This window comes from Luteibacter rhizovicinus DSM 16549 (assembly GCF_001887595.1).
In the GTDB taxonomy this organism is placed as follows: Bacteria; Pseudomonadota; Gammaproteobacteria; order Xanthomonadales; family Rhodanobacteraceae; genus Luteibacter; species Luteibacter rhizovicinus.
Map to the genome: position 1 here is coordinate 3635120 of NZ_CP017480.1, position 20128 is coordinate 3655247.

Genomic DNA, 20128 nt, shown 5'->3' on the forward strand with positions numbered 1-20128 from the left:
TGCTCGTGCTAAGATTTTGTGGACTTTTCGATCCAGAAGTGACAGGCATGGCACGTCCACGTGAATTCGACCGCGACACGGCGCTCCAGCGGGCGATCGAGGTCTTCGCTGCCCACGGGTTCGAGGGCACATCCACCCCGATGTTGCTGGAAGCCATGAAGATCGGGCGGCAGAGCTTGTACGACACGTTCGGCGACAAACGGCGCCTGTACCTCGAAGCGCTGCGCCGTTACTCGGACGACAGCACCGGCGCGACGCTGTCAGCCATGTTTGCCAGCGACGCCGTGCTCGAAGGTATCGAACGCGCACTGCTAGGCTTCGTGGACGACGCTGTTTCCGGTGCCGCGCCAGCTTGCCTGGGCATCCATGCCGTCACGGAATTCGGCACCTCGGAGCCCGACGTTCGCGCGGTGACGGACGCGGTCGGTCACCGTACCCTGCTGGCCTTCGAGAGCCGGCTTCGTGACGGCGTCGAAAGAGGGGAGCTGGCCGCGGACCTCGATCCGGCCGCTGCCGCGCAGTTCCTGCTGGCGACACTGTCGGGCCTGAAGGTCGCGGCTCGTGGCGGTGCTTCGCGGGCGGTCTTGCATGGGATCGTGGGTGTCGCGTTACGGGCGCTGGTGCCTTTCTGAATCAAGTTGTGGAATGATCAGTCCGTTATTTGTTATGATTGGGGTGTTGCTGGTCGGCCAGCTCCCGGCGCGAGGGTCATACCTCGCTTTTTTCTGACCTTTAATTGATCGATTAATCCATAACTGGAGAAGCTTATGAACACACGTCCGCTTGAGGGCAAGATCGCCTTCGTCACCGGTGGGTCCCGTGGCATCGGTGCTGCCATCGTCCGCCGACTTGCCTTGCAAGGTGCCACAGTCACGTTCACTTACGCGTCGGCGTCAGCGGCGGCTGACGCGCTCCTCGCCGACGTAGCCGCGGCGGGTGGTCATGCGGCCGCGGTCCGGGCCGACAGTGCCGATGCGAACGCCCTGGGGACCGCGGTCGATGCAGCGGCGGCTCGGCATGGGCGGCTCGACATCCTCGTCAACAACGCCGGCGTGATTACCCACGGTCCGATCGACGATCTGCCGGTCGAGGAGTTCGACCGTGTCTTCGCTGTCAACGTGCGCGCTGTCTATGCAGGTACGCGAGCAGCGGTGAAGCACATGGGCGAGGGTGGCAGTGTGATCACCGTGGGCAGCATCGTCGCCGACCGCAGCGGCTTCCCAGGCACGGCGATCTACAGCGCCTCGAAAGGTGCGATCAAGTCGATGACGCGCGGCTTCGCGCGAGACCTCGGTCCACGCGGCATCACCGTCAACAACGTGCAGCCAGGTCCCATCGCCACGGATATGAATCCTGCCTATGTCGAAGACCTGGTCTTGCCGCTGATTCCGTTGGGTCGGATGGGCAAGGCCGACGAGGTGGCGGCGCTGGTCGCTTACCTTGCCGGTCCGGAGGCTCGTTTTACTACAGGTGCCAGCCTGACGGTCGATGGTGGTTTTCTGTCCTGAGGCACGGATATTTTGGGCTTGTCGGCGCCTATTTTCCTCTGGAGGCGCCGACGGCTGCCGCGGCATCGTGCTGGGTGGCGATATGAAGAACCGTAATGTGGATGGCGGCCGTGGCGGCAAACAATGCGGCGAGCCAGATGCACCCCAACAGGTTCACGAAACGCTTCGTTGGAAGGTGACGCATCTTCTCCAAGATATCGTCGAATCTTTTACATGCACGGTCGAACTCTTCCAATCCCGCGTTATGGGTATCGACACGGGCGATGGTCTTGGGGTGCTGCGTGCGGCAACTGCACTCGTGATCGGTCGATGTCACGTGGTCCCTCTAGTGGGCGGTGATTGATCAAACGAGCATCCTACGTCGCCGGTAGCGCAAAGGTTGTGGACGTCTAGCCGCATACTTGGCCAGGCGTTGCGCCAGCTGCCGTGGGAATGCCCCCGGACGCGTGACGCGGGGAACAAAAAAACCGCCGACTGGGCGGGTTCATTGAGAACAATCGAAAACGGCGACTTCCGCTTCAGATGTTGCAGTCTGTTGCGAAAGAGGGAGCCGCAGGTGGTTGGTGCCCAACGTTTGCAGCAGTTTGACCCAGCTATTACTCCCAAAGTTACTCGCAAACGCGCTTGCGTAGATGAGCCTAAAATAATCCTGGGGTGAGTCACTGGGGAGGATGGATCATGCGCAAGGTAATTTGCGCGGGCGTCGTGTCGCTGCTGCTGGCTGGGTGTGCGACTGGGGAAAAGATGCGTCGCCTGGATGCCGGGATGGACCGGCAGACCGTGGAGAAGCAGATGGGTCGCCCTGACGGCTTCAGCGAGCAGGATGGCTATCAGGTGCTCACCTACAAGGATCGGCTCATGAGCGGGTGGTCGTGGGACCGGGCTGACTATCAGGTCTTGCTGAAGAACGACCGGGTAGTCCAGTACGGCCCTGGCGTGGTCCGGCAGAACCAGGCGAATACCGGGTTGGTCATCGTGGCGCCTGTCCGGTGAGGGCCTTCTTGGCTGCTGACTTTGTTGCCCTCGCCGGGTGTTCCACCGCCACCCGGATTTCCGACGAACACGGCGACGCCATCGTCATGGTCCAGTGCGGGTCTGGCTTGTCGTTCTCCATATGTTACGACCGGGCGGCCAAGGAATGCCCGAACGGTTACCGGACCGTTTCGGAAGAACCAGGCTTTAACCGGAAAACCCTCAAAGTGGAGTGCAAGCGATAAGGCCATGTGAGCCTATGACCTAAGATTGGCTCGGGGTGAGCCGTAGGGGAGGAATGGAAGTGGACGAGGCCCGTGTACAACTGGCATGCATCGCGTGGGTGGACGGTTCGTCGCCTCTTTGCGCCTCAGCGGCTATAGAGCCTGCTGTTGAGTTGGAGATGAAGCGATGGCGGGCCGAACTTGCTCCGCTCTGCCAAAGCCACGCTCTGGCGTCTGGGACGAACATCGGAGACTGCATCGTTGAGGCCGACAATGTCCTGCTTCAACTGCTCGGTTGTCTGTACGAAAGCTGGCGCCCCTGGCACATGGAGGGACGGTGGCCCGAGGCTTCCGGGGACGCGAAGCCGCCTCGCTGGCTATGGAGGCATCGTAACGTGGCCCTAGTGTTCCTCTCAGGCGTCGACCAAACGGACTATTTTCAAATCGACAAGGATAGTTTGGCGGCCTGCGCTGATAGATACCTGGCGGTTCGTTGGCTCCGTCACCCGCGTCTCGATTGGCTGCTGGTGGACGCCATGATGGCGCAGGAAGTCGTGTCGTTCGGCGAGCAGATGAAGTCTCAGATTTGGGTCAATGCTTCTCTCTATGACCTGTCCGCCAGCGATGCGTACGAGCGGACGAAGGGAAACTTGTCGGCGCTGGAGGCCATACGCACTAAGTCCCGGGCCAAGGTCATCCTGCTCAAGCTATGGTGGTTTACGGTCGCGCCCATTCTGCTTGTGATCGTCCTGATATATTCGAACGTCAGCGGTGCGGTCGTCACGGGCTTATGGTGGGCGCTCGCGATCTACGGCATCGGCTACCTGCTGAATCTCGCCTCGATGCCCTTGCTTTACGGTTACCGCCGGTGGCTGAGTCGAGGCAAGGTAAGGAATCCGCGTGTGTTCGTAGCTCGCCTGCACAAGGCGATGTCGGCCAGCTATGAAATGCTCGATACTCAGGCGATAAGTCCGAAGGCGGTTCAAGAGTCTCTGGCAGAGTCAACCGCTCTTGGTGCGGCGTGGCCGAATCCTATACGACCACTGATGGACAGGGTCTTAGACTTCGATAGGTCTGTATGGACGCCGCATGCACCCTTCACCAAACCCATGACCGTGGATGAGGAGTGGTGATATGGGCCTCTGATACCGCTCGTTCTCAACAGTATTTCACTGTTGCTTACTGTCGGCTGCCCCTCAAATCCTCAGGACGACGATGGCGGTTTTCACCTTTCAACCTAAGTGGAAAGAAGAATTGGTCTGCACCGGGCCGGCTGGCTCATTCGTCCTGGACCTGACCATGGGGACGGCCACAGCCTACCTTCCTACTGAACAGGCATGGGCCGACAAGGCCCCTTGGTGGGCGAAGCGCCTGTGGCCTGTGCTGCACAACGAGTTGCAAACGTGGTGCAGGGCTAACGACGTCGGATTCGTCATCGACGCTGGCGCAGCGGTCTACTAACCAAGAACCGAAGCAGTAACCCAGAAATAACCCAGACGGCTTCCGGCGTTACTGCCCATCACTGTTCTAGTGAACGGTGACCTCAGCGGGGCCGCCCGACGTCAGGGCAATCCTAACTGTCGCCCCGTCCACGTCTCGAATTTCCCCGACCTGCCTCCGACTGAGACGGTCACCTTGAAGCACGACCTTGAGTCGGCATCGGGCGGGATACGAACCCCGATGACTCCATCCCATGCGGCGAGTCCAACAGCAGCGGCACCAAGACGAGGGTCGGCGTCGAACATGTTGACTGTGGGCATGTCGTATCCCATCTGGATGCCATAGAGATCGGGGACGTTCTTCAGTCCGGAGATCCAGCTGCAGGCGACCTCTACATGGATGCTGTCGATGGGGCCAAACGCCTTCGCTTGCTTCACCGGGAACCTCAGGAAGACAGTGGTGCCTTGGCTCTCGGCGGCCTGAGCACTGCCTGAGCCCATGAGAAACGTGGAAAGTGCAAAGGAAAGGAGCATCCTCACGGCATTTCTGCGTGCCTTACCGTGAACTTGGACAGCCATGGAATCGCATCCTTGTAAACGTGCGGCTGATGATATGAAAAGGCCGTCGGCCGTGGCCGGAGCGTTCTGAGTTCGGCGTCGGGACGCTACGGGTAATCAGACAACAAAAACCCGCCGGATGGGCGGGTTCTCTGCGGTCCTGCCGCTGGCATGGAATGCCATGTTTTTCTTGTTTGGTGCCGAAAGAGGGACTCGAACCCTCACTGTATCACTACAAACGGATTTTGAGTCCGCCGCGTCTACCGGTTCCGCCATTTCGGCATGGGGCCACGCATTATGCGTGAATCAGTGGACCTGGTCGAGACCCAGCTGGCGTTCGGTACGCTGGTACCAATCGTCGCCTTCGGGTTTGAACACGGCGCACTGGGTCATGCGGCCCGAATAGATGTGCAGGCTGACCGCGACCGAATCCTCGCTGGGATTGCGGATGGTGTGGTACTCGTGCGGCGGGATGAGGCTGCCGGCCGAGCCGGGGCCTGCCTGGATCGAGCCGACGGGGCGGAAGTGGTAGCGCTCGGCCTCGTGTTCACCCAATTCGTACTGGACGATCTCGAGCGAACCTGCCCAGACGCCTTCGACGCACCACATGCCGCTGTGATCGTGGATGAGCGTGCCCTGGCCCGGACCCCAGGTCATGGCGATGACGCTGTAGCCATGGTCGTCGCTGCGGTAGAGCTCGCGGCGGGCGTAGTGGTCGCCGGCCATTTCGAAGACGCACTCGGGCAGCTTCACTTCTTCGGAGCGGATCAGTCGACACAGCGCGTTGCGCAGGGCGTCGGTGATCGCCGGAGTGCTTGCCTGGGCCACCGAGGCATCGATGGCATCGATGAGCTTGCGGCTGCCCGGAAAGTCGACCGTGATCATGGCTGGAACCTCTGGAAGGCGGTGGCGTGGGGACGCCGTTCGGTCCCAATGATAGCAGAGGGGTCAAAGCGAGCCGAGAAAGCCGCCGATGGCCCGGCTGTAGTTCTCGATGTCGACGAGGAAGGCGTCGTGGCCCTGGGGGGAATCGAGGGCGACGAATTCCACCTTGGCGCCGGCCGCTTCCAGCCCTTTGGCGATGGTTTCCTGCTGCTCCAGCGGGAACAGGATGTCGGTGCTCACGCCGATGACCATGGCGCGTTCGACCTGGATCCGGCCCAGGCCGCGCATCACGTCGCCGTCGCCGTATTCGGAGATGTCGAACCAGTCGCTGGCGCGCGACAGGTAGAGGTAGCTGTTCGGGTCGAACTGGCGATTGAAGCGCCGCGCGTGTCCTTCGAGGTACGACTCGACCTGGAACTCGAAGCCGAACGGCTCGTTCTCCTCGCGCTGGTCCGGGTCCAGACGGATGCGGGCGAAACGCCCGTTCCACTCCATCGCCGAGCGATACGTGATGACGCCCAGCTTGCGAGCGATGCTCATGCCGTGCTCCGGCCAGCGTTCGTCGTCGTAGCGGCCTTCGTTCCAGTGGGGATCCAGGCGGATCGCCTCGCGCTGCAGCGAACGGATGGCGATGGCGAAAGGCTGGGCCTGCGGTGCCGTGTCGACGCTCAGGTGGGTGCGCGCCGAGCCCGGGTGCAACAGCATGTACGCCAGTGCGCTCATGCCGCCCATCGAACAACCGACCAGGCAGGTCAGCTCGGTGATACCGAGCCCGGTCACGGCTTCGTGGGCGGCGTTGGCGACGTCTTCCAGCGAGAGTTCGGGGAAGGTCAACCGATACGCCTCGCCCGTCGCCGGGTCGACCGACGCGGGACAGGTCGAGCCCTTGTCGCTGCCGAGCGAATTCACGCAGATGACAAAGTAGCGATCGGTGTCGAAGGCCTTGCCGGGACCGATCATGTCGTCCCACCAGCCGGGTGTCGGGTCCTCGAGGTTGGCGGCGGCATGCGCGCTCGGCGAAAGGCCGGTGAGGATCAGCACGGCGTTACCACGTGCGGCATCGAGCGTGCCCCAGGTTTCGTAGGCGACACGTGCGCCGTGGAGTTGGCCGCCGCGCTTCATGCGGAACGGCGAGGAAAGCGCGTGGTAGCGGCGTGCGTCGCCCATGGAAAGATCCTTCACTCGATACCCGTCATGGTGCCACGGGTGACGGGTATCGCGCTTACTTGCCTGCGCCGGCTGCCGCGCGCTTGTCGGCCTGTGCGATCTGTTCGGCGACGGCGTGGGCCACGTTCGAATCGGGATCGAGCATCGGCTGGAGGGTCTTCCATGTCGCGGACGCCTCGACGTACTTCTCGTGCTGGAACTGACTGATACCGAGCAGCCACAAGGCGCGTTGGTTCTGCGGATTGGCGGCGACGGCGGCCTGGAGCAGATCGAGCGCGCGCCCTTCGATGCGGTGATCGTCGCGGATCAGCGAATCCGCCTCGGCCCAGCCGACCATCGCCGCACCGTTGGTCGGATCGGCCTTGAGGGCGCCGTCGAAGGCATCGCGCGCGTCGGCCGGCTGCTTGAGCATGGTGAAGGTCTGGCCGAGCAGGAGCCAGCCCTGGGCGTCGTCGGGATGCTCCTTCAGGCGCGCGCGCAGGGCGGTGATAGCCTCGCCGACGTCCATTTCCTTCGCCGGCTCGACGCCACCGAGCGTCGACGGCGTACCGACCAGCGCGTAGAGGCCGACGCTGGCGAGCGGCACGACGATGGCGATGGCGAGCAGCAGGACGAACACACCGCGCGAGCGACCGTGGCGACGGCCATGGCGAACGATCGGAACCAGGAGCAGGGCCAGCGCAAGGGCCAGCATGGCCCCGGCGGCGAGATAGAACGCGTAAGTCACCAATCATCCCCGGTGTCGTTGATCGGCGTCGTGTCGGCAGGTGCCTGACGGGCGCGACGTCGCACTTGCACGGCAACAACGATGGCGCCGATGGCAAGCAGGACGAGCGGTCCGAACCAGAGCAGCCAGGTGCTCGGTTCGACCGGTGGTTTGTAGAGCACGAACTGCGAATAGCGGTCGACGAGGAAGGCCTTGATCTCGTCGTCGCTCTTGCCCGCCTGGATCATCTCGAACACCTGGCGACGAAGGTCATGCGCGATAGGCGCATTGGAGTCGGCAAGGGTCTCGTTCTGGCACATCGGGCAACGCAGTTCGGCGCTGAGATGCTGGAAGCGAACTTCCTCCGCATGATCGCGGAACGGCAGGGGCTGGATGGCCTGGGCAGCACCCAGCGCAGGCAGCACGAGCAAGACGAGCATCAGCAGCCAGCTGCGCATCACGGCGCTTCCTTGGCCAGTGCGGCCAGCGCCGGACGGATTTCCCGGTCGATCACCTCGGGCGTGATGGGCCCGATGCGTTTGTAGCGGATGACGCCCTTGGCATCGACGAGGAAGGTCTCCGGAGCCGCGTACACGCCGAAGTCGATGGCACTACGGCCTTCGCGATCGGCGACGATGACGTCGAAGGGATTGCCGTGCTCGGCGAGCCATGCCGTCGCTGCCTGCGGATCGTCCTTGTAGTTGAAGCCGACGAGGGGCAGGCCGAGCTGCTTCACCTCGGTCATCAGCAGCGGATGCTCGTGCACGCACTCGATGCACCAGCTGGCGAACACGTTGAGGAAGTAGGGCTTGCCCAGCAGCGACGCCTTGCTGACCGTGCGGCCTGCGTCGTCGAGGACGGGCAGGGCGAATGCCGGCGCGGGCTTGTCGATCAGCGGCGAGACGATCTCGTGCTGGTCGTGTTGCGTGTTCCACCAGATACCGAAGCCGAACAGGCCGACCAGCACGAGGAAGCCGAACAAGGGCAGGAGGCGACTCATGCGAGCGATGCCTTCGGCGGCACGACGACCGTCGTCGGGGTTTCGGTCGATGGCGCCCGCTTGGCGCGGAAGCGACGTTCGCCGGCCGCGAGGAAGCCGCCCGCCATCATGAAGAGGCCACCCAGCCATATCCAGCGCACGAACGGTTTGTGATACAGGCGCAAGGCCCATGCGCCCTTCACGTTGGTCGCTTCCATCGGCTCACCGAGGGCGACGTAGATATCGCGGAACAGGCCCGCATCGATCGCGGATTCGGTCTGCACCTGGCCGCGCGAATACGTGCGCTTTTGCGGATGCATCGTCGCGAGTGTCTTGCCGTCGCGCAGGATCGCAACGATGCCTTCGTCGGCGCGCCAGTTCGGTCCCGTGGTTTCCTCGACACCGTCGAAACGGAAATCGTAGCCGCCGACGGATTCCGTCTGGCCGGGCTCGAGACGTACATCGCGCTCGACGCTCAGCGATTCCGACAACATCACGCCGATAAGGAAGATCGCGACGCCCGTATGCGCGAGCAGCATGCCGGCCATCTCGGCCGGGAAGCGACGACCGCGCGGCATCTCGCGCCAACGCTTGATCACGTACGACAAGGTACCGGCCGCCACCCACACCGCGCCGGCGATACCGGCGATCGCGCGCAGGTGGCCTTGGGCGAAGAAGGCGGCGACGATGGCGCAGATGATCGCGGCGATGCCGGCGCGCAGGGCGACGGTCGTCAGCTGACTGCCTTCGGCCCGGCCCCAGCGCAGATACGGCCCGAACGGTAGCAGCAGCACCGCGGGCGCCATCAGCAGCACGAACAGGAAGCCGAAGTAAGGCGGCCCGACGGAGACGCGACCGAGGTTCAGCGCATCGCCGATCAGCGGGAACAACGTGCCGAGCAGCACCATGGCAGCGGCCGTGGTGAAGAGCAGGTTAGCCACCATGATCCCGGTCTCGCGGGACAACGGCGCGAAGGGTTTGCCGGTGGCGACCTTCGGCGCGCGGATCGCATACAGCAGCAACGAACCGCCGATGACGATGATCAGGAAACCGAGGATGTACAGGCCGCGACGCGGATCGGACGCGAAGGCGTGGACCGAGGTCAGCACGCCCGAGCGGACCAGGAAGGTGCCGAGCAGCGACAGCGAGAACGCGAACAACGAAAGCAGGATGGTCCAGGCGGGCAACGAGCCGCGCTTTTCGGTCACGGCCTGCGCATGAATCAAGGCGACACCGACCAGCCACGGCATGAACGAGGCGTTCTCGACCGGATCCCAGAACCACCAGCCGCCCCAGCCGAGCTCGGCATACGCCCACCAGCTGCCGGCGACGATACCCAGGGTCAGGAACGCCCACGCGACGTTGGTCCACGGTCGTGCCCAGCGTACCCAGACCTGCTCCATGCCGCCGCCGAGCAAGGCAGCGATCGAGAATGCGAAGGCGACCGAGAAGCCCACGTAGCCCATGTAGAGCACGGGCGGGTGGAAGGTCATGCCCGGGTCCTGGAGCACTGGGTTGAGGTCGCCGCCATCGGCGGGCATCGGCAGCTCGCGCAGGAAGGGGTTGGAGGTGAACAGGATGAAGGCGAGGAAACCGACGCCGATCAGGCCGAGCACGCCCAGCACGCGGGCGAGGAAGGCCGGCGGCAACTGGCGGCTGAGGGCGGCCAGCGCCACCGACCACACATTGAGGATGAAAACCCAGAGCAGCATCGAGCCTTCGTGCGCGCCCCACACCGCGGTGATGCGGTAGTACCAGGGCAGGGCGAGGTTCGAGTTGTCGGCGACATAGGCCACCGAGAAGTCGTAGGTCAGAAACGCGTAGATCAGGATCGCCATCGCGGCGAAGACGAACACGCCCTGGCCGGCGGCGGCGGGACGCGCGATGGCGATCAGCGCGGCGTTGTTGCGCCAGGCGCCGACGATCGGCAGCACGCCCTGCGCGATGGCGAGGAGCAGCGCGAGGACAAGGGCGAACTGGCCGAGCTCGGGGATCACTTCGGGGTGTCCTTCATCGCGGTGTCGTCGATCTTCTTGTTCTGGTGGGCCTTGGCCATGGCGTCCTTGAGCTCCTTGGGCATGTAGTTCTCGTCATGCTTGGCGAGGACCTCGCTGGCGATGAAACGCCCGCTGTCCATGCGACCGGTGGCGATCACCGACTGGTTGTCGCGGAACAGGTCGGGAAGGATGCCGGTGTACTCCACGGGCATGGCGCCGTCGGCATCGATCACGATGAAGCTCACGCGCAAGCTGCTGGTGGCGCGCTGGATGGAGCCGGCCTTGACCATGCCGCCGAGACGGAAGCTCGTGTACTGCGTGGCCTGGCCTTCCTGCACCTGGCTCGGGGTGAACAGGTAACTCATGTTCCGCTGCAATGCGAACACGGTCAGGCCGATCGCCACGACAGCGGCGGCGATGACGGAGATCACGATGGCGAGGCGACGTTTACGCGTTGGATTCATTGCTTGGCGGGGTTCCGGGACGGCGGCGGTTTTCCTGGCGCGCGAGCCGTGCGCGAAGTTCGCGCAGGTTGCGGCGGCGCCGGGCCAACGGGGCCAGCGTGTCGATGAGGAGGACGATGAGGAAGGTGGCGAACGCGGTCCACACGTAAGAACCGTAACCGCCCATGGCGAGGAACTGGCTCATGCGGTGTCGTTCCCGGGCTGGCCGAGTGCGATGTCGCGCACCCAGGCCTTGCCACCTTCGGAGGCGATGAGGTCGGCGCGCACGCGCGCAAACAGGCTGGCCACGTAGTAGCACTTGGTCGCGGCCATCATGGTCAGCAGGGGCCAGAGCATGCTCGCCTCGATATGCGACGGGCCGAGCAGGCGCACGGTCGAGCCCTGGTGCAGCGTGTTCCACCAGTTCACCGAGAAATGCACGATAGGCACGTTTACCGCGCCGACCAAAACTAGGAAGGCGGCAGCGCGAGCGCCCTGGCGACGATCTTCGAACGAGTGATACAGGCCGATGATGCCCAGGTAGATGAAGAGCAGCACCAGCTCGGAGGTGAGGCGGGCATCCCAGGTCCACCAGGTGCCCCACATGGGCTTGCCCCAGAGCGAACCGGTCACCAGGGTGATCAGGGTGAAGGCGGCGCCGACCGGCGCGGATTCCATCGCCACGACCTCGGCGATCTTGATCCGCCAGACGAGGCCGATAAAGGCGGCGACCGCCATCGCGCCGTAGATGAACAGACTCATCCAGGCACTGGGAACGTGGATGAAGATGATCCGGTAGGCATCGCCCTGCTGGTAATCCGCCGGTGCCAGCACGAGGCCGCCGTACAGCGCGACGGCGCCGAGCAGCAGCGCCAGGCCGAACGCCCACGGGCGCACGGCACCGGCGAACCGGTAGAACACCGGCGGCGAGCCGAGGCGGTGAAGCCAGAGGGGAACCCAGTTAGCCATCGTTACCTGTCAACCATGCGTTCGGACACCGTGAGTCCGCGAATCGGCCCCCACGGTTGCGTGCGTTCATGTGTCCATGGCGATGCGAAGCGCGGCGGCGCAGGCCAGTGGTGCGAGGACGAGCGCCATGGCAAGGCCAGCGCCCAGCCAGGCGATCGGCGCGACCCAGGGCAAACCCTCCTGCGCGGCGGCCAGAGCACCGGCGGCGAAGATCACGACCGGTACGCACAGCGGCAACAACATGAGCGCCAGAAGCATACCAGAGCGTCTGGACCCGGCCGTCAGCGCAACCAATACCGCGCCGAGCAGGCACAGGAGCGGTGTCGACAGCAGCAGTGCGATGACCAGCACCGGCATCGCCTCCGGCGGCAACTTCAGCATGCTGGCGAGGACCGGTGCGACGACGATCAGCGGCAAGGACGACGTGATCCAGTGCGCGAGGATTTTCATGCCGACCAACAGGGCAAGCGGCTGCGGAGCCAACATGAGCAGCTCCATCGAGCCATCCTCGATGTCGCCGCGGAACAGATGGTCCAGCGAAAGCAGGATGGCGAGCAGCACGATGACGAACACCACGCCACCCGCGATGCGGGCGAGCAGGGCCGGCTCCGGGCCGATTGCAAACGGGAACAGGGTGGTGACGATCACTGCGTAAAGCACGGGCATGGCGATATCGCCACGCCGCCGCCAGGCCAGCGTGAGGTCGCGTCGCAGCAGGGCGGCGCAGGCGGCGTACGTGGTACCGGGCGTCATGCGTGCAACCGGATGCGACGCGGCTCGCCGCCCGCGAAGCTGACCGCGCCGTGGCTGGTCACCAGGGCGGCACCGCCACGCGCGGCGTGTTGCTCGAGCAGGCGATTCACCAGCGCGATGCCGTCGCGATCGAGATTGGCGTAGGGCTCGTCGAGCAGCCACACGCGAGCCGGCAGCAGGAGCAGGCGCGCGAGGGCGGCACGCTTCTTCTGTCCGGCCGAGAGCTGGCGCACGGGCTCGTCTTCGTAACCGGCCAGGCCGACCTCGCGGAGCACGGCGCTTTCGTCGGTTCCCTTGCGCCGGCCGTACAGGCCGGCCGCGAGATGCAGGTTCTCGCGCGGCGTCATGTCGACCTTGAGGCCGAGGTGATGACCCAGGAAGACCACGGCACCGGCCACGGTATCGAGGGAGAAGGGGGCCCCGTCGAGTAGCACCTCACCCTCGCCGGGTCGAAGCATGCCGGTGAGCACGCGCATCAGCGTCGTCTTGCCGCTGCCGTTATCACCCTCGACCAGGGCGATCTCGCCGCCATGCAAGGCAAAGTCGATCGGCCCGAACACCGGCTCGTCCTGGCGCAGGAAGCACAAGGCTCGCGCTTCAAGCAAGGCGATGTTGTCGGGCGAAGAAATCATCGAGTCGAAGAGCGCTCTAGGTAGGAGCCGATTCATCGGCGAAGGGTGCTAGCGAGAAGGTCTGTTCCGACCCCTCACCCCCGCTCAAACGCCTGCGCAGGCAACGGCGGCAACGTAGCCTCCAGCGTCCGCACCGCGGCATCGAGATCGACGTCCGTCACCGACTCGTGCCCCTTCAATAGTTGTTCCACCAGCACATCCTGAGCCTGCCCACGCTCCAGTGCATACCGATACGGCAGATGCGTAAAGGTCACCATGCGATACCGCGGCAGGTAGTGCGTCGGCGAGCGCTCGGCCAGCAATCCGCCGAGTTCGCGTTTGCGCAGGTAGTGCGGATCCGCGACGGAATCTCGCATCTCCACGTAGTTTTCCAGCGCCATGCGCGCGATGGCATCGGCATTCGGCTTGCGTCGTTGCTCGAACGCGGCGAAGACCGCTGCGGCATCATCCGGCTGCGCGGCGAAAAGGTCGGCGAGGTCGGCCGCATCTTCGAACCCGCAATTCATGCCCTGGCCATGGAACGGCACCATGGCGTGCGCGGCATCGCCGATCAGGAGCGCGCGACCGCCGATATGCCAGCGATCCAGGTACAGCGTGGCCAGCGTGCCGACAGGATGGGCGGCCCAGTCGGTCGCGAACTCCGGCATCAGGGCCAGTGCATCGGGAAAATCGGTGCGGAAGAAGGCCTCGGCGGCGCCGGCGCCCGCGATGCTGCGAAAGCTCGGGTGCTCGCCTTCATTAGGCAGGAACAGGGTGACCGTGAAGCTGCCTTCGCGGTTCGGCAAGGCGATGCACATGTAGTGCCCGCGCGGCCAGATGTGCAAGGCGTTGCGCTCGATCGCGAAGGGGCCGGAGGCGTCCGCGCGCGGCGGGATTTCAAGCTCTTTGTAGCCGTGGCCGAGCTCCTCGATGCGCTCGCCCAGAGGCGAGTGCAGGTGCATCGCCGCGCGCAGGGCGGAGCCCGCGCCATCGGCGCCGATCACCACTGGCGCATCGACCGTGCGCAGCTTGCCCTGCGGGTCGCTCAGGGTGAGCGTGCCGGCGTCGAGGTCGGCCGAGGCCAGGCCCTGGTCGAAGTGGACCGTCGCTCCGGCCGCTTCGGCGGCGTCGAGCATGAGGGTGTTCAGGCCGCCTCGCGAGACCGACCAGATGACTTCCGAATCGTCCACGCCGTAGCGCTGCAGGCCGCTGTGGCCGGCGGGGTCATGGACCATGCGGCCGCGCATCATGACGGCCTGTTCGAGCACCTTATCGGCCAGGCCCGTCGCCCGCAGGGCGTGCAGGCCGCGTTCGGCCAGGGCGAGGTTGATCGATCGACCGCCCTGGAAGCCGGCGCGGCGAGGGTCGGAGCGCTTCTCGTAAACCGTGACGCGAAAACCGCGTTGGGTGAGCAAGGTGGCGACCAGGGCGCCGACCAATCCGGCGCCGACCACGGCGATGTCGTTACGGGGCATGGGCGGCCTGGTTTCGGGGGCGCGATATTGCAGGGCAGCGCATCGTGCGCCGCAGCGCCGCTGGGGGCAAGCCCGCGGCGCAGCGTCAGGATTAGCTGGCTTTCTTGCCCGTCGGGCGGGTGGTCCGCGTGACAGGTTCGGCCGGCTTCGCCGTGGCCGCATCGAGGAAGCCGCGCTGCATCGACTTCCATACGTCGAGGTTGCGCTCAGTCATCTCGTTGAGCATCGACCAAGGCGTCTGGCCCATCAGGCTGTTCAGCTGCGTACGGAACTGCTGTTGCTGGTCGAGGAAGACCTGCAGGCTGCGCTCCAGATACGGCCCCATGAAGCCCTGCAGCGAGTCGCCGTAGAAGCGGATGATGTGCGACAGCAACTGCGGGGAGAGCATCGGCTGACCATGCTCCTCGTGCTCCGCAATGATCTGCAGAAGGACGGAGCGCGTCAGATCCTCGCCCGACTTGGCGTCACGGACTTCGAAGTTCTCCCCATCGAGCACCAGCTGGCGGACTTCCTCCAGCGTGATGTAGCTCGAGATCTCCGTGTCATAGAGACGGCGGTTCGGATACTTCTTAATGATGCGTAGGGTTTGTGCCATGCGGCGAAAGCTACCACGAGGTATTGCGCCGCACCAGTTGCCGAAAGGGGGCGTAATCGTTTTCGGATTTCACATCCTGTTTTTCAATCGATCCAGATAACGGCAATTTAATGTGCCGCGGCACCACCGGCATTTCCAAACGGCGGCCTGGCCAGCCAAAGAATCGGGATGAGGGCGAGGAACAGGACGGCACAGCCGAAGAAGACGTCGTTGACGGCCAGGGTCAGGGCCTCGCGAGTGAGGATCTGGTCGACCACCGCCAGCGACGGCTTGCCATGGATGCCCAGGGTGGCGAGCTTGTCCGTGTAAGCCGTGGTGGCCGGCGCGGCCTGGGTCACGTACTCGGTCAGCGAGGCGTGGTGGGCTTCGCCCCGGTGCTGCCAGAGCGTCACCGTGAGCGCCGTGGAGACACTGGAGGCCAGGGTGCGACAGAAGTTGGCCAGGCCCGACGCGCCGGCGATCTGGTCCGGGTTGAGGCCGGACAGGAAGATCTGGTTGAGCGGGATGAAGAAGCAGGCGATGGCAATGCCCATGATGAAACGCGGGAGCACCAGGGCGGCGAACGAGGCCCCGCTGTTGAAGCCGGCGAACCAGAACGAGGTGAAGGCGAAGACCATGAAGGCGAAGGTCACCACCGCGCGCAGTTCCAGTCGCTGGATGTTCTTGCCGATGAAGGGCGAGACGATGAAGGCGAGAATGCCCACGGGCGCCGTGGCGAGGCCGGCCCAGGTCGAGGTGTAGCCGAGCGTGGTCTGCAGCCACAGCGGAAACACGACGTTGATGCCGAAGAAGGCGAGCATGCCCAGCGACAGGGCAGTTACGCCGATCGCGAAGTTGCGCCGGCCGAACAGCGACAGATCGACCACCGGATGTTTCGCGGTCAGTTCCCAGATCACCAGGAAGACCAGGGCGACCAGGGCGATCAGGCCGAGCGTGAGGATCAGGGGTGAGGCGAACCAGTCATGGTCGTTGCCGTTGTCGAGCATGAACTGCAGCGAGCCGATACCGATGACCAGCAACGCCAGTCCCACCGTATCGATCGGTGCGCGGACGATCTTCGTTTCGCGCTCGCGCAGGATGGTCCAGGTAATCACGCCGGCCAACGCGCCCACGGGCACGTTGATGTAGAAGATCCACGGCCACGAGAAGTTGTCCGTGAGGTAACCACCGAGAATCGGACCGAAGATCGGCGCGACCACCACGGTCATCGCCCACATCGCCAGCGCCATGCCTTGCTTGGTTTTCGGATAGCTCGACAGCAGCAGCGACAGCGACAAGGCGACCATCGGTCCTGAGCCCGCACCCTGCAGCAGGCGGAAAACCACCAGCATCGGCATGCTGGTCGCGAGGCCGCACAGCATCGAGAACAGCACGAACAGCATCACCGAGAAGACAAAGGTCTTCACTTCGCCGAAGCGCTTGGCCAGCCAGCCCGTCAGCGGCTGCATGATCGCGCTGGCCAGCGAGTACGAGCTGATCGCCCAGGTACCCTCGCTCGAGCTCACGCCGAGGCTGCCGGCGATATGCGGCACGGCCACGTTGACGATCGTCGTGTCGAGGATCTCCATGAACGTGGAGAACGCGACGGCGATCGTCAACAGGACGAGTGTCGCGCCCTGGATCGGCTTGAGGCCGTTCGCCGGTGTGGCGTCGGGGAGGGCGGTGGCGTCGCTCAAGGCACGCTCGCTCCAAGGTTCTTGCGCACGATCACGTCCGCGGCGGCATCGGCCTTGGCGGCTACATCGTCATAAACGCTGGTCTGCGCGACGGGTGTCGTCGAGGGCGACGGTGCGAGGACATCGCCCTTATCGTCGGTGATGTCGACGGTCACCGCCGTGGAAAGACCGATGCGCAGCGGATGCTTGTCGAGATCCTTCGGGTCGAGCGCAATGCGCACGGGAATGCGCTGCACGACCTTGATCCAGTTGCCGGTGGCGTTCTGCGCGGGAAGCAGCGAGAACGCGCTACCCGTGCCGGCGCCGAGACCGACCACCTTGCCGTGGTACTCGGTGCCACCGCCGTAGATGTCGGCTTCGATCTTCGCCGGCTGGCCGATACGCACGTGGCGCAACTGGCTTTCCTTGAAGTTCGCGTCCACCCACAGATCGTGCAGTGGCACGACGGTCATCAGTGGCTGGCCGGGCTGTACGCTGTTACCGACCTGCACGCTGCGCAGCGCGACATAACCGTCGATGGGCGCGACGATGGCGTTGCGCTGCGCGGCGATCCAGGCCTGGCGGAAGCCGGCACGTGCCTGTTCCACGGCGGGGTTCGATGCCACGTCGCTGCCGTCGACCAGGGCCCGCGAGGCGTCGGCCTGACGTTGCGCGGATTCGAGCGCGGACTGCGCGGTGTCGACGGCATCGCGTGCATGCTGCACTTCTTCGGGCGCCACGGCCTTTTCGGCGAGCAGCGGAATGCGGCGCTTGAGGTCGTCCTGGGCACGCTTGAGGTCCTGGCGGCGCGTACCGAGCGCGGCATCGGCGCTGGCGGCGGACTGGGTCTGCTGGCGTACCTGGCGCACGGCCTGGGCGAGGGCGCTGCTGGCCTTGCGCAGGGCGACATCGCCATCGGTGGGGTCGAGCTTCACCAGCACCTGGCCGGCATTCACGCGCTGGGTGTCGTCGGCGTAGACGCCGATGACGATGCCCGGCACCTGGGCGGAGATGCCCACCTGGTTACCGCCGACATAGGCGTCGTCGGTGGTCTCGCGCTTGGAGAACACGAACAGCCAGAGCAGGAACCATGCGAGGGCGGCGAGGCCGAAGACGAGCACCGCGATGAGCAGCGCCCGGTTCCGCTTACCCTTGTCCTTGGGCGCGTTGCCGCTGTCGTCCTGGCTGCGCGGCGTATCGGTCGTGGTGGCGCTCATGGGCTCTTGGCTCCGTTGGAATCGGGGTTTTCGGCGCGGTATCCGCCGCCGAGGGATTTGATCAGGGCAACATCGGTCGACAGCGCCTGGCCTTGCAGGTCCGCGTCCATGTCCTGTTGCTGGATGAGGCTGGCCTCGGTTGCGAGCGACTCGCGGTCATCGCGTACGCCTCGCGCCGCACGCGCTTTCGCGCTGGCGAGAAGGATGTTGGCGGCGTCGATCTGCTCCGCCTGCTGCACACGACGGCCGGCGAGCTGCTGCGCGCCGAGGGCCTGCGTGGCGACATCACGCGCGGCCGACGCGACGGTGGCGTTGTACTGGGCGACGGCGGCACCGAGCTGGGCCTGGGTGACGCCGTGATTGGCTTCCAGCGCACCGCCTTCGAAGATCGGAAGATGCAGCGCCGGCGTCAGCGAGAACACCCGGCTGCCCGTGGTGAAGAACTTGTCCAGGTCGATACTCGACAGCCCAGCCATGGCCGAGAGGCTCACGTCGGGGAAGAACTGTGCCCGCGCGGCATCGGTCTGCCGGACTGCCGCTTCCACCTGCCAGCGGCTCGCCGCGATATCCGGGCGGCGTGCCATCAGGTCGGCGCCGACGTTGGCGGGAAGGCCGGGCGATACCGTGGGCAACGGTCGCCGCGTGAGGGCGGGCAGGGCGGCGGGCGACACGCCGACGAGGGTCGCGATCGAGGCACGACGGATGTCCGCCGAACCCTGGAGTGCGACGCGCTGCTGCTTCGCGGCGGAGAGTTCGGCGCGTGCCTGCTGCGCGGTGTCCGGTACATCGACGCCTTGCTTGACGCGCAGTTCGGCGATGCGTAGTGCGCGCTGGCGTGCCGCGATGAGCCGATCGGCGAGGGCGACGCGCGACATGTCGGCGAGCCAGCCGAAATAGGTATCGGCGACGACGGCCTGGATGGCCAGCGACGATGCCGAGCGCTCGGCTTCCGCAGCGCGCGCGCTGTCGATCGCGGACTCGAGGGCGAAGCGTTTCTTTCCCCACCAGTCGAAATCGTAGCTCACCTGGACGCCGAGATCGGCCTGGTTGTACCAGGTGAAACCGAGAAACTGCGCGGGAATCAGGCCGTGCTCACTCATCCTCTGGCGTGTCACCTGCGCGCTGCCATCCACCCGCAGTCCGGCCTGTGCGGCGGCCACACGGATGTTCTGCTGGGCGGTGTCCACGCGCGTCTTCGCCTGAGCGAGGTCCGGCGCACCGCGCAGGGCCATGTCCATCAGGGTATCGAGCTGCGGGTCGCCATAGGCGCGCCACCATGCGGCGGCTGGCCAGCCCGGGCGCTGATCGGTGACGAGACCGGCGAGCGGTGCCTCGTCGCGAAGCGCGGGCCGGTCGATCTTCGCCGGGATGTGGCAGGCCGCGAGCAGCGTGGCGACCGCGGCCGCGAGCAAGGCCGGGCGGAGCAGGGCAGGTGTCATGGTGTGTCGTCCGTGTCGACCGTGCGGTCGATGTGCAGGGCCAGCTTCTTCAAGAGTTTTTCGAAGGTCTTGCGCTCGGCGGAGCTGAAGCAGGCGAAGTTCTCCACCAGGGGCGGGAACATCGGCGGGAGCATCTTGTTGACGAAGCGGCGGCCGGCCGGGGTGATCCGGAGCAAGACCTGGCGGCGGTCGTGGGTGGCATGCGACCGAGAGATCAGGTCCTTCTTGGCCAGCGCGTTGGCGATGCGCGTCATGTTGGTCGGCTTCTGCTCGGCCAGGGCGCAGAGCTCGCCGGGCGTCGCACTGCCGTCCTCGCTGCTGTAAAGCATCATCAGAGTGCGGAAGTCGCTGTCGTTCATGCCGTAGGGCTTGAGCTTGTGCTCGAACTCGCGCAGCAGCGCGCCCGCCGTCAGCATCAGCAAGCGGACGAGGAAGACCTCGGATCGGGGTACGCCGGGAACGCTTTGCGCGACGCGGTCGACACCCTCGTAAAGGGCATCGACACAGGGTTTGAGACTCGACATTTCGCTGGCTAA

Annotated in this window: 23 protein-coding genes and 1 tRNA gene; 4 read left to right on the forward strand and 20 right to left on the reverse strand. The window is 65.0% G+C overall.

Annotated elements, in window-relative coordinates:
• The first annotated feature begins 47 nt into the window (after positions 1-47).
• Complete coding sequence (locus tag BJI69_RS16650; protein WP_046966605.1) at positions 48-632, forward strand: TetR/AcrR family transcriptional regulator; 585 nt, start codon at positions 48-50, stop codon at positions 630-632.
• A gap of 135 nt (positions 633-767) precedes the next feature.
• Positions 768-1508, forward strand: coding sequence for a 3-oxoacyl-ACP reductase family protein (locus BJI69_RS16655; RefSeq protein WP_046966606.1), 741 nt, complete (start codon positions 768-770; stop codon positions 1506-1508).
• Positions 1509-1536: 28 nt separating this feature from the next.
• Here BJI69_RS16655 and BJI69_RS16660 read toward each other — a convergent pair whose 3' ends face one another.
• A complete protein-coding gene (locus BJI69_RS16660; protein ID WP_046966607.1) occupies positions 1537-1824 on the reverse strand; it encodes a hypothetical protein in 288 nt (95 codons plus the stop codon).
• A gap of 362 nt (positions 1825-2186) precedes the next feature.
• Between BJI69_RS16660 and BJI69_RS16665 the strand changes: the two genes are divergently transcribed.
• Both BJI69_RS16665 and BJI69_RS16675 read left to right on the forward strand, forming a co-directional pair.
• Complete coding sequence (locus BJI69_RS16665) at positions 2187-2501, forward strand: hypothetical protein (RefSeq protein ID WP_052767059.1); 315 nt, start codon at positions 2187-2189, stop codon at positions 2499-2501.
• Between the two features lie 598 nt (positions 2502-3099).
• Positions 3100-3837 (forward strand): hypothetical protein, encoded by a 738-nt coding sequence (locus tag BJI69_RS16675; RefSeq protein ID WP_125903089.1) that lies wholly within the window; start codon positions 3100-3102, stop codon positions 3835-3837.
• A gap of 429 nt (positions 3838-4266) precedes the next feature.
• Here the strand turns inward: BJI69_RS16675 and BJI69_RS16685 are convergent, their stop codons facing one another.
• From BJI69_RS16685 to BJI69_RS16775, 19 genes are all read right to left on the reverse strand, one after another.
• A complete protein-coding gene (locus tag BJI69_RS16685; protein WP_046966610.1) occupies positions 4267-4722 on the reverse strand; it encodes a hypothetical protein in 456 nt (151 codons plus the stop codon).
• A 174-nt stretch (positions 4723-4896) separates the two neighbouring features.
• A tRNA-Leu gene (locus tag BJI69_RS16690) sits at positions 4897-4983 on the reverse strand.
• 24 nt (positions 4984-5007) lie between these two features.
• Positions 5008-5586 carry a cysteine dioxygenase family protein gene (locus BJI69_RS16695; RefSeq protein ID WP_046966611.1) on the reverse strand — a complete coding sequence of 193 codons (579 nt, stop codon included), beginning with the start codon at positions 5584-5586 and terminating at the stop codon, positions 5008-5010.
• 63 nt (positions 5587-5649) lie between these two features.
• On the reverse strand, positions 5650-6753 hold the full coding sequence (gene metX / locus BJI69_RS16700) for a homoserine O-acetyltransferase MetX (protein WP_046966612.1): 1104 nt from the start codon (positions 6751-6753) through the stop codon (positions 5650-5652).
• A gap of 55 nt (positions 6754-6808) precedes the next feature.
• A complete protein-coding gene (locus BJI69_RS16705; protein WP_053057127.1) occupies positions 6809-7480 on the reverse strand; it encodes a tetratricopeptide repeat protein in 672 nt (223 codons plus the stop codon).
• Positions 7477-7917 carry a cytochrome c-type biogenesis protein gene (locus BJI69_RS16710; RefSeq protein ID WP_169749262.1) on the reverse strand — a complete coding sequence of 147 codons (441 nt, stop codon included), beginning with the start codon at positions 7915-7917 and terminating at the stop codon, positions 7477-7479. Before BJI69_RS16710 ends, BJI69_RS16705 begins: the two co-directional genes overlap by 4 nt.
• Positions 7917-8459: a DsbE family thiol:disulfide interchange protein gene (locus tag BJI69_RS16715; RefSeq protein ID WP_046966613.1), complete on the reverse strand. Its 543-nt coding sequence runs from the start codon at positions 8457-8459 to the stop codon at positions 7917-7919. Before BJI69_RS16715 ends, BJI69_RS16710 begins: the two co-directional genes overlap by 1 nt.
• Positions 8456-10435, reverse strand: a complete 1980-nt coding sequence (locus BJI69_RS16720; RefSeq protein WP_046966614.1) for a heme lyase CcmF/NrfE family subunit — start codon at positions 10433-10435, stop codon at positions 8456-8458. The genes BJI69_RS16715 and BJI69_RS16720 overlap by 4 nt, the downstream gene beginning before the upstream one ends.
• The gene (gene ccmE / locus BJI69_RS16725; protein WP_046966615.1) at positions 10432-10899 is read right to left on the reverse strand and encodes a cytochrome c maturation protein CcmE; all 468 of its coding nucleotides are present in this window, start codon (positions 10897-10899) and stop codon (positions 10432-10434) included. The genes BJI69_RS16720 and ccmE overlap by 4 nt, the downstream gene beginning before the upstream one ends.
• A complete protein-coding gene (gene ccmD / locus BJI69_RS16730; protein WP_046966616.1) occupies positions 10883-11083 on the reverse strand; it encodes a heme exporter protein CcmD in 201 nt (66 codons plus the stop codon). Before ccmD ends, ccmE begins: the two co-directional genes overlap by 17 nt.
• Positions 11080-11847, reverse strand: a complete 768-nt coding sequence (locus BJI69_RS16735) for a heme ABC transporter permease (RefSeq protein ID WP_046966617.1) — start codon at positions 11845-11847, stop codon at positions 11080-11082. Before BJI69_RS16735 ends, ccmD begins: the two co-directional genes overlap by 4 nt.
• 66 nt (positions 11848-11913) lie before the next feature.
• Positions 11914-12600 (reverse strand): heme exporter protein CcmB, encoded by a 687-nt coding sequence (gene ccmB / locus BJI69_RS16740; protein ID WP_046966618.1) that lies wholly within the window; start codon positions 12598-12600, stop codon positions 11914-11916.
• Entirely contained in the window at positions 12597-13232 is a 636-nt protein-coding gene (gene ccmA, locus BJI69_RS16745; RefSeq protein ID WP_046966619.1) for a cytochrome c biogenesis heme-transporting ATPase CcmA, read from the reverse strand. The genes ccmB and ccmA overlap by 4 nt, the downstream gene beginning before the upstream one ends.
• A gap of 74 nt (positions 13233-13306) precedes the next feature.
• On the reverse strand, positions 13307-14686 hold the full coding sequence (locus BJI69_RS16750; protein WP_046966620.1) for an FAD-dependent oxidoreductase: 1380 nt from the start codon (positions 14684-14686) through the stop codon (positions 13307-13309).
• Between the two features lie 91 nt (positions 14687-14777).
• The gene (phaR, locus tag BJI69_RS16755; RefSeq protein WP_046966621.1) at positions 14778-15281 is read right to left on the reverse strand and encodes a polyhydroxyalkanoate synthesis repressor PhaR; all 504 of its coding nucleotides are present in this window, start codon (positions 15279-15281) and stop codon (positions 14778-14780) included.
• Positions 15282-15388: 107 nt separating this feature from the next.
• Entirely contained in the window at positions 15389-16957 is a 1569-nt protein-coding gene (locus BJI69_RS16760; protein ID WP_046966622.1) for a DHA2 family efflux MFS transporter permease subunit, read from the reverse strand.
• The gene (locus tag BJI69_RS16765) at positions 16954-18153 is read right to left on the reverse strand and encodes an HlyD/EmrA/EmrK family protein (RefSeq protein ID WP_046966623.1); all 1200 of its coding nucleotides are present in this window, start codon (positions 18151-18153) and stop codon (positions 16954-16956) included. Before BJI69_RS16765 ends, BJI69_RS16760 begins: the two co-directional genes overlap by 4 nt.
• The gene (locus tag BJI69_RS16770; RefSeq protein WP_046966624.1) at positions 18150-19592 is read right to left on the reverse strand and encodes an efflux transporter outer membrane subunit; all 1443 of its coding nucleotides are present in this window, start codon (positions 19590-19592) and stop codon (positions 18150-18152) included. Before BJI69_RS16770 ends, BJI69_RS16765 begins: the two co-directional genes overlap by 4 nt.
• A complete protein-coding gene (locus BJI69_RS16775) occupies positions 19589-20116 on the reverse strand; it encodes a MarR family winged helix-turn-helix transcriptional regulator (RefSeq protein ID WP_046966625.1) in 528 nt (175 codons plus the stop codon). The genes BJI69_RS16770 and BJI69_RS16775 overlap by 4 nt, the downstream gene beginning before the upstream one ends.
• Positions 20117-20128 lie beyond the last annotated feature (12 nt).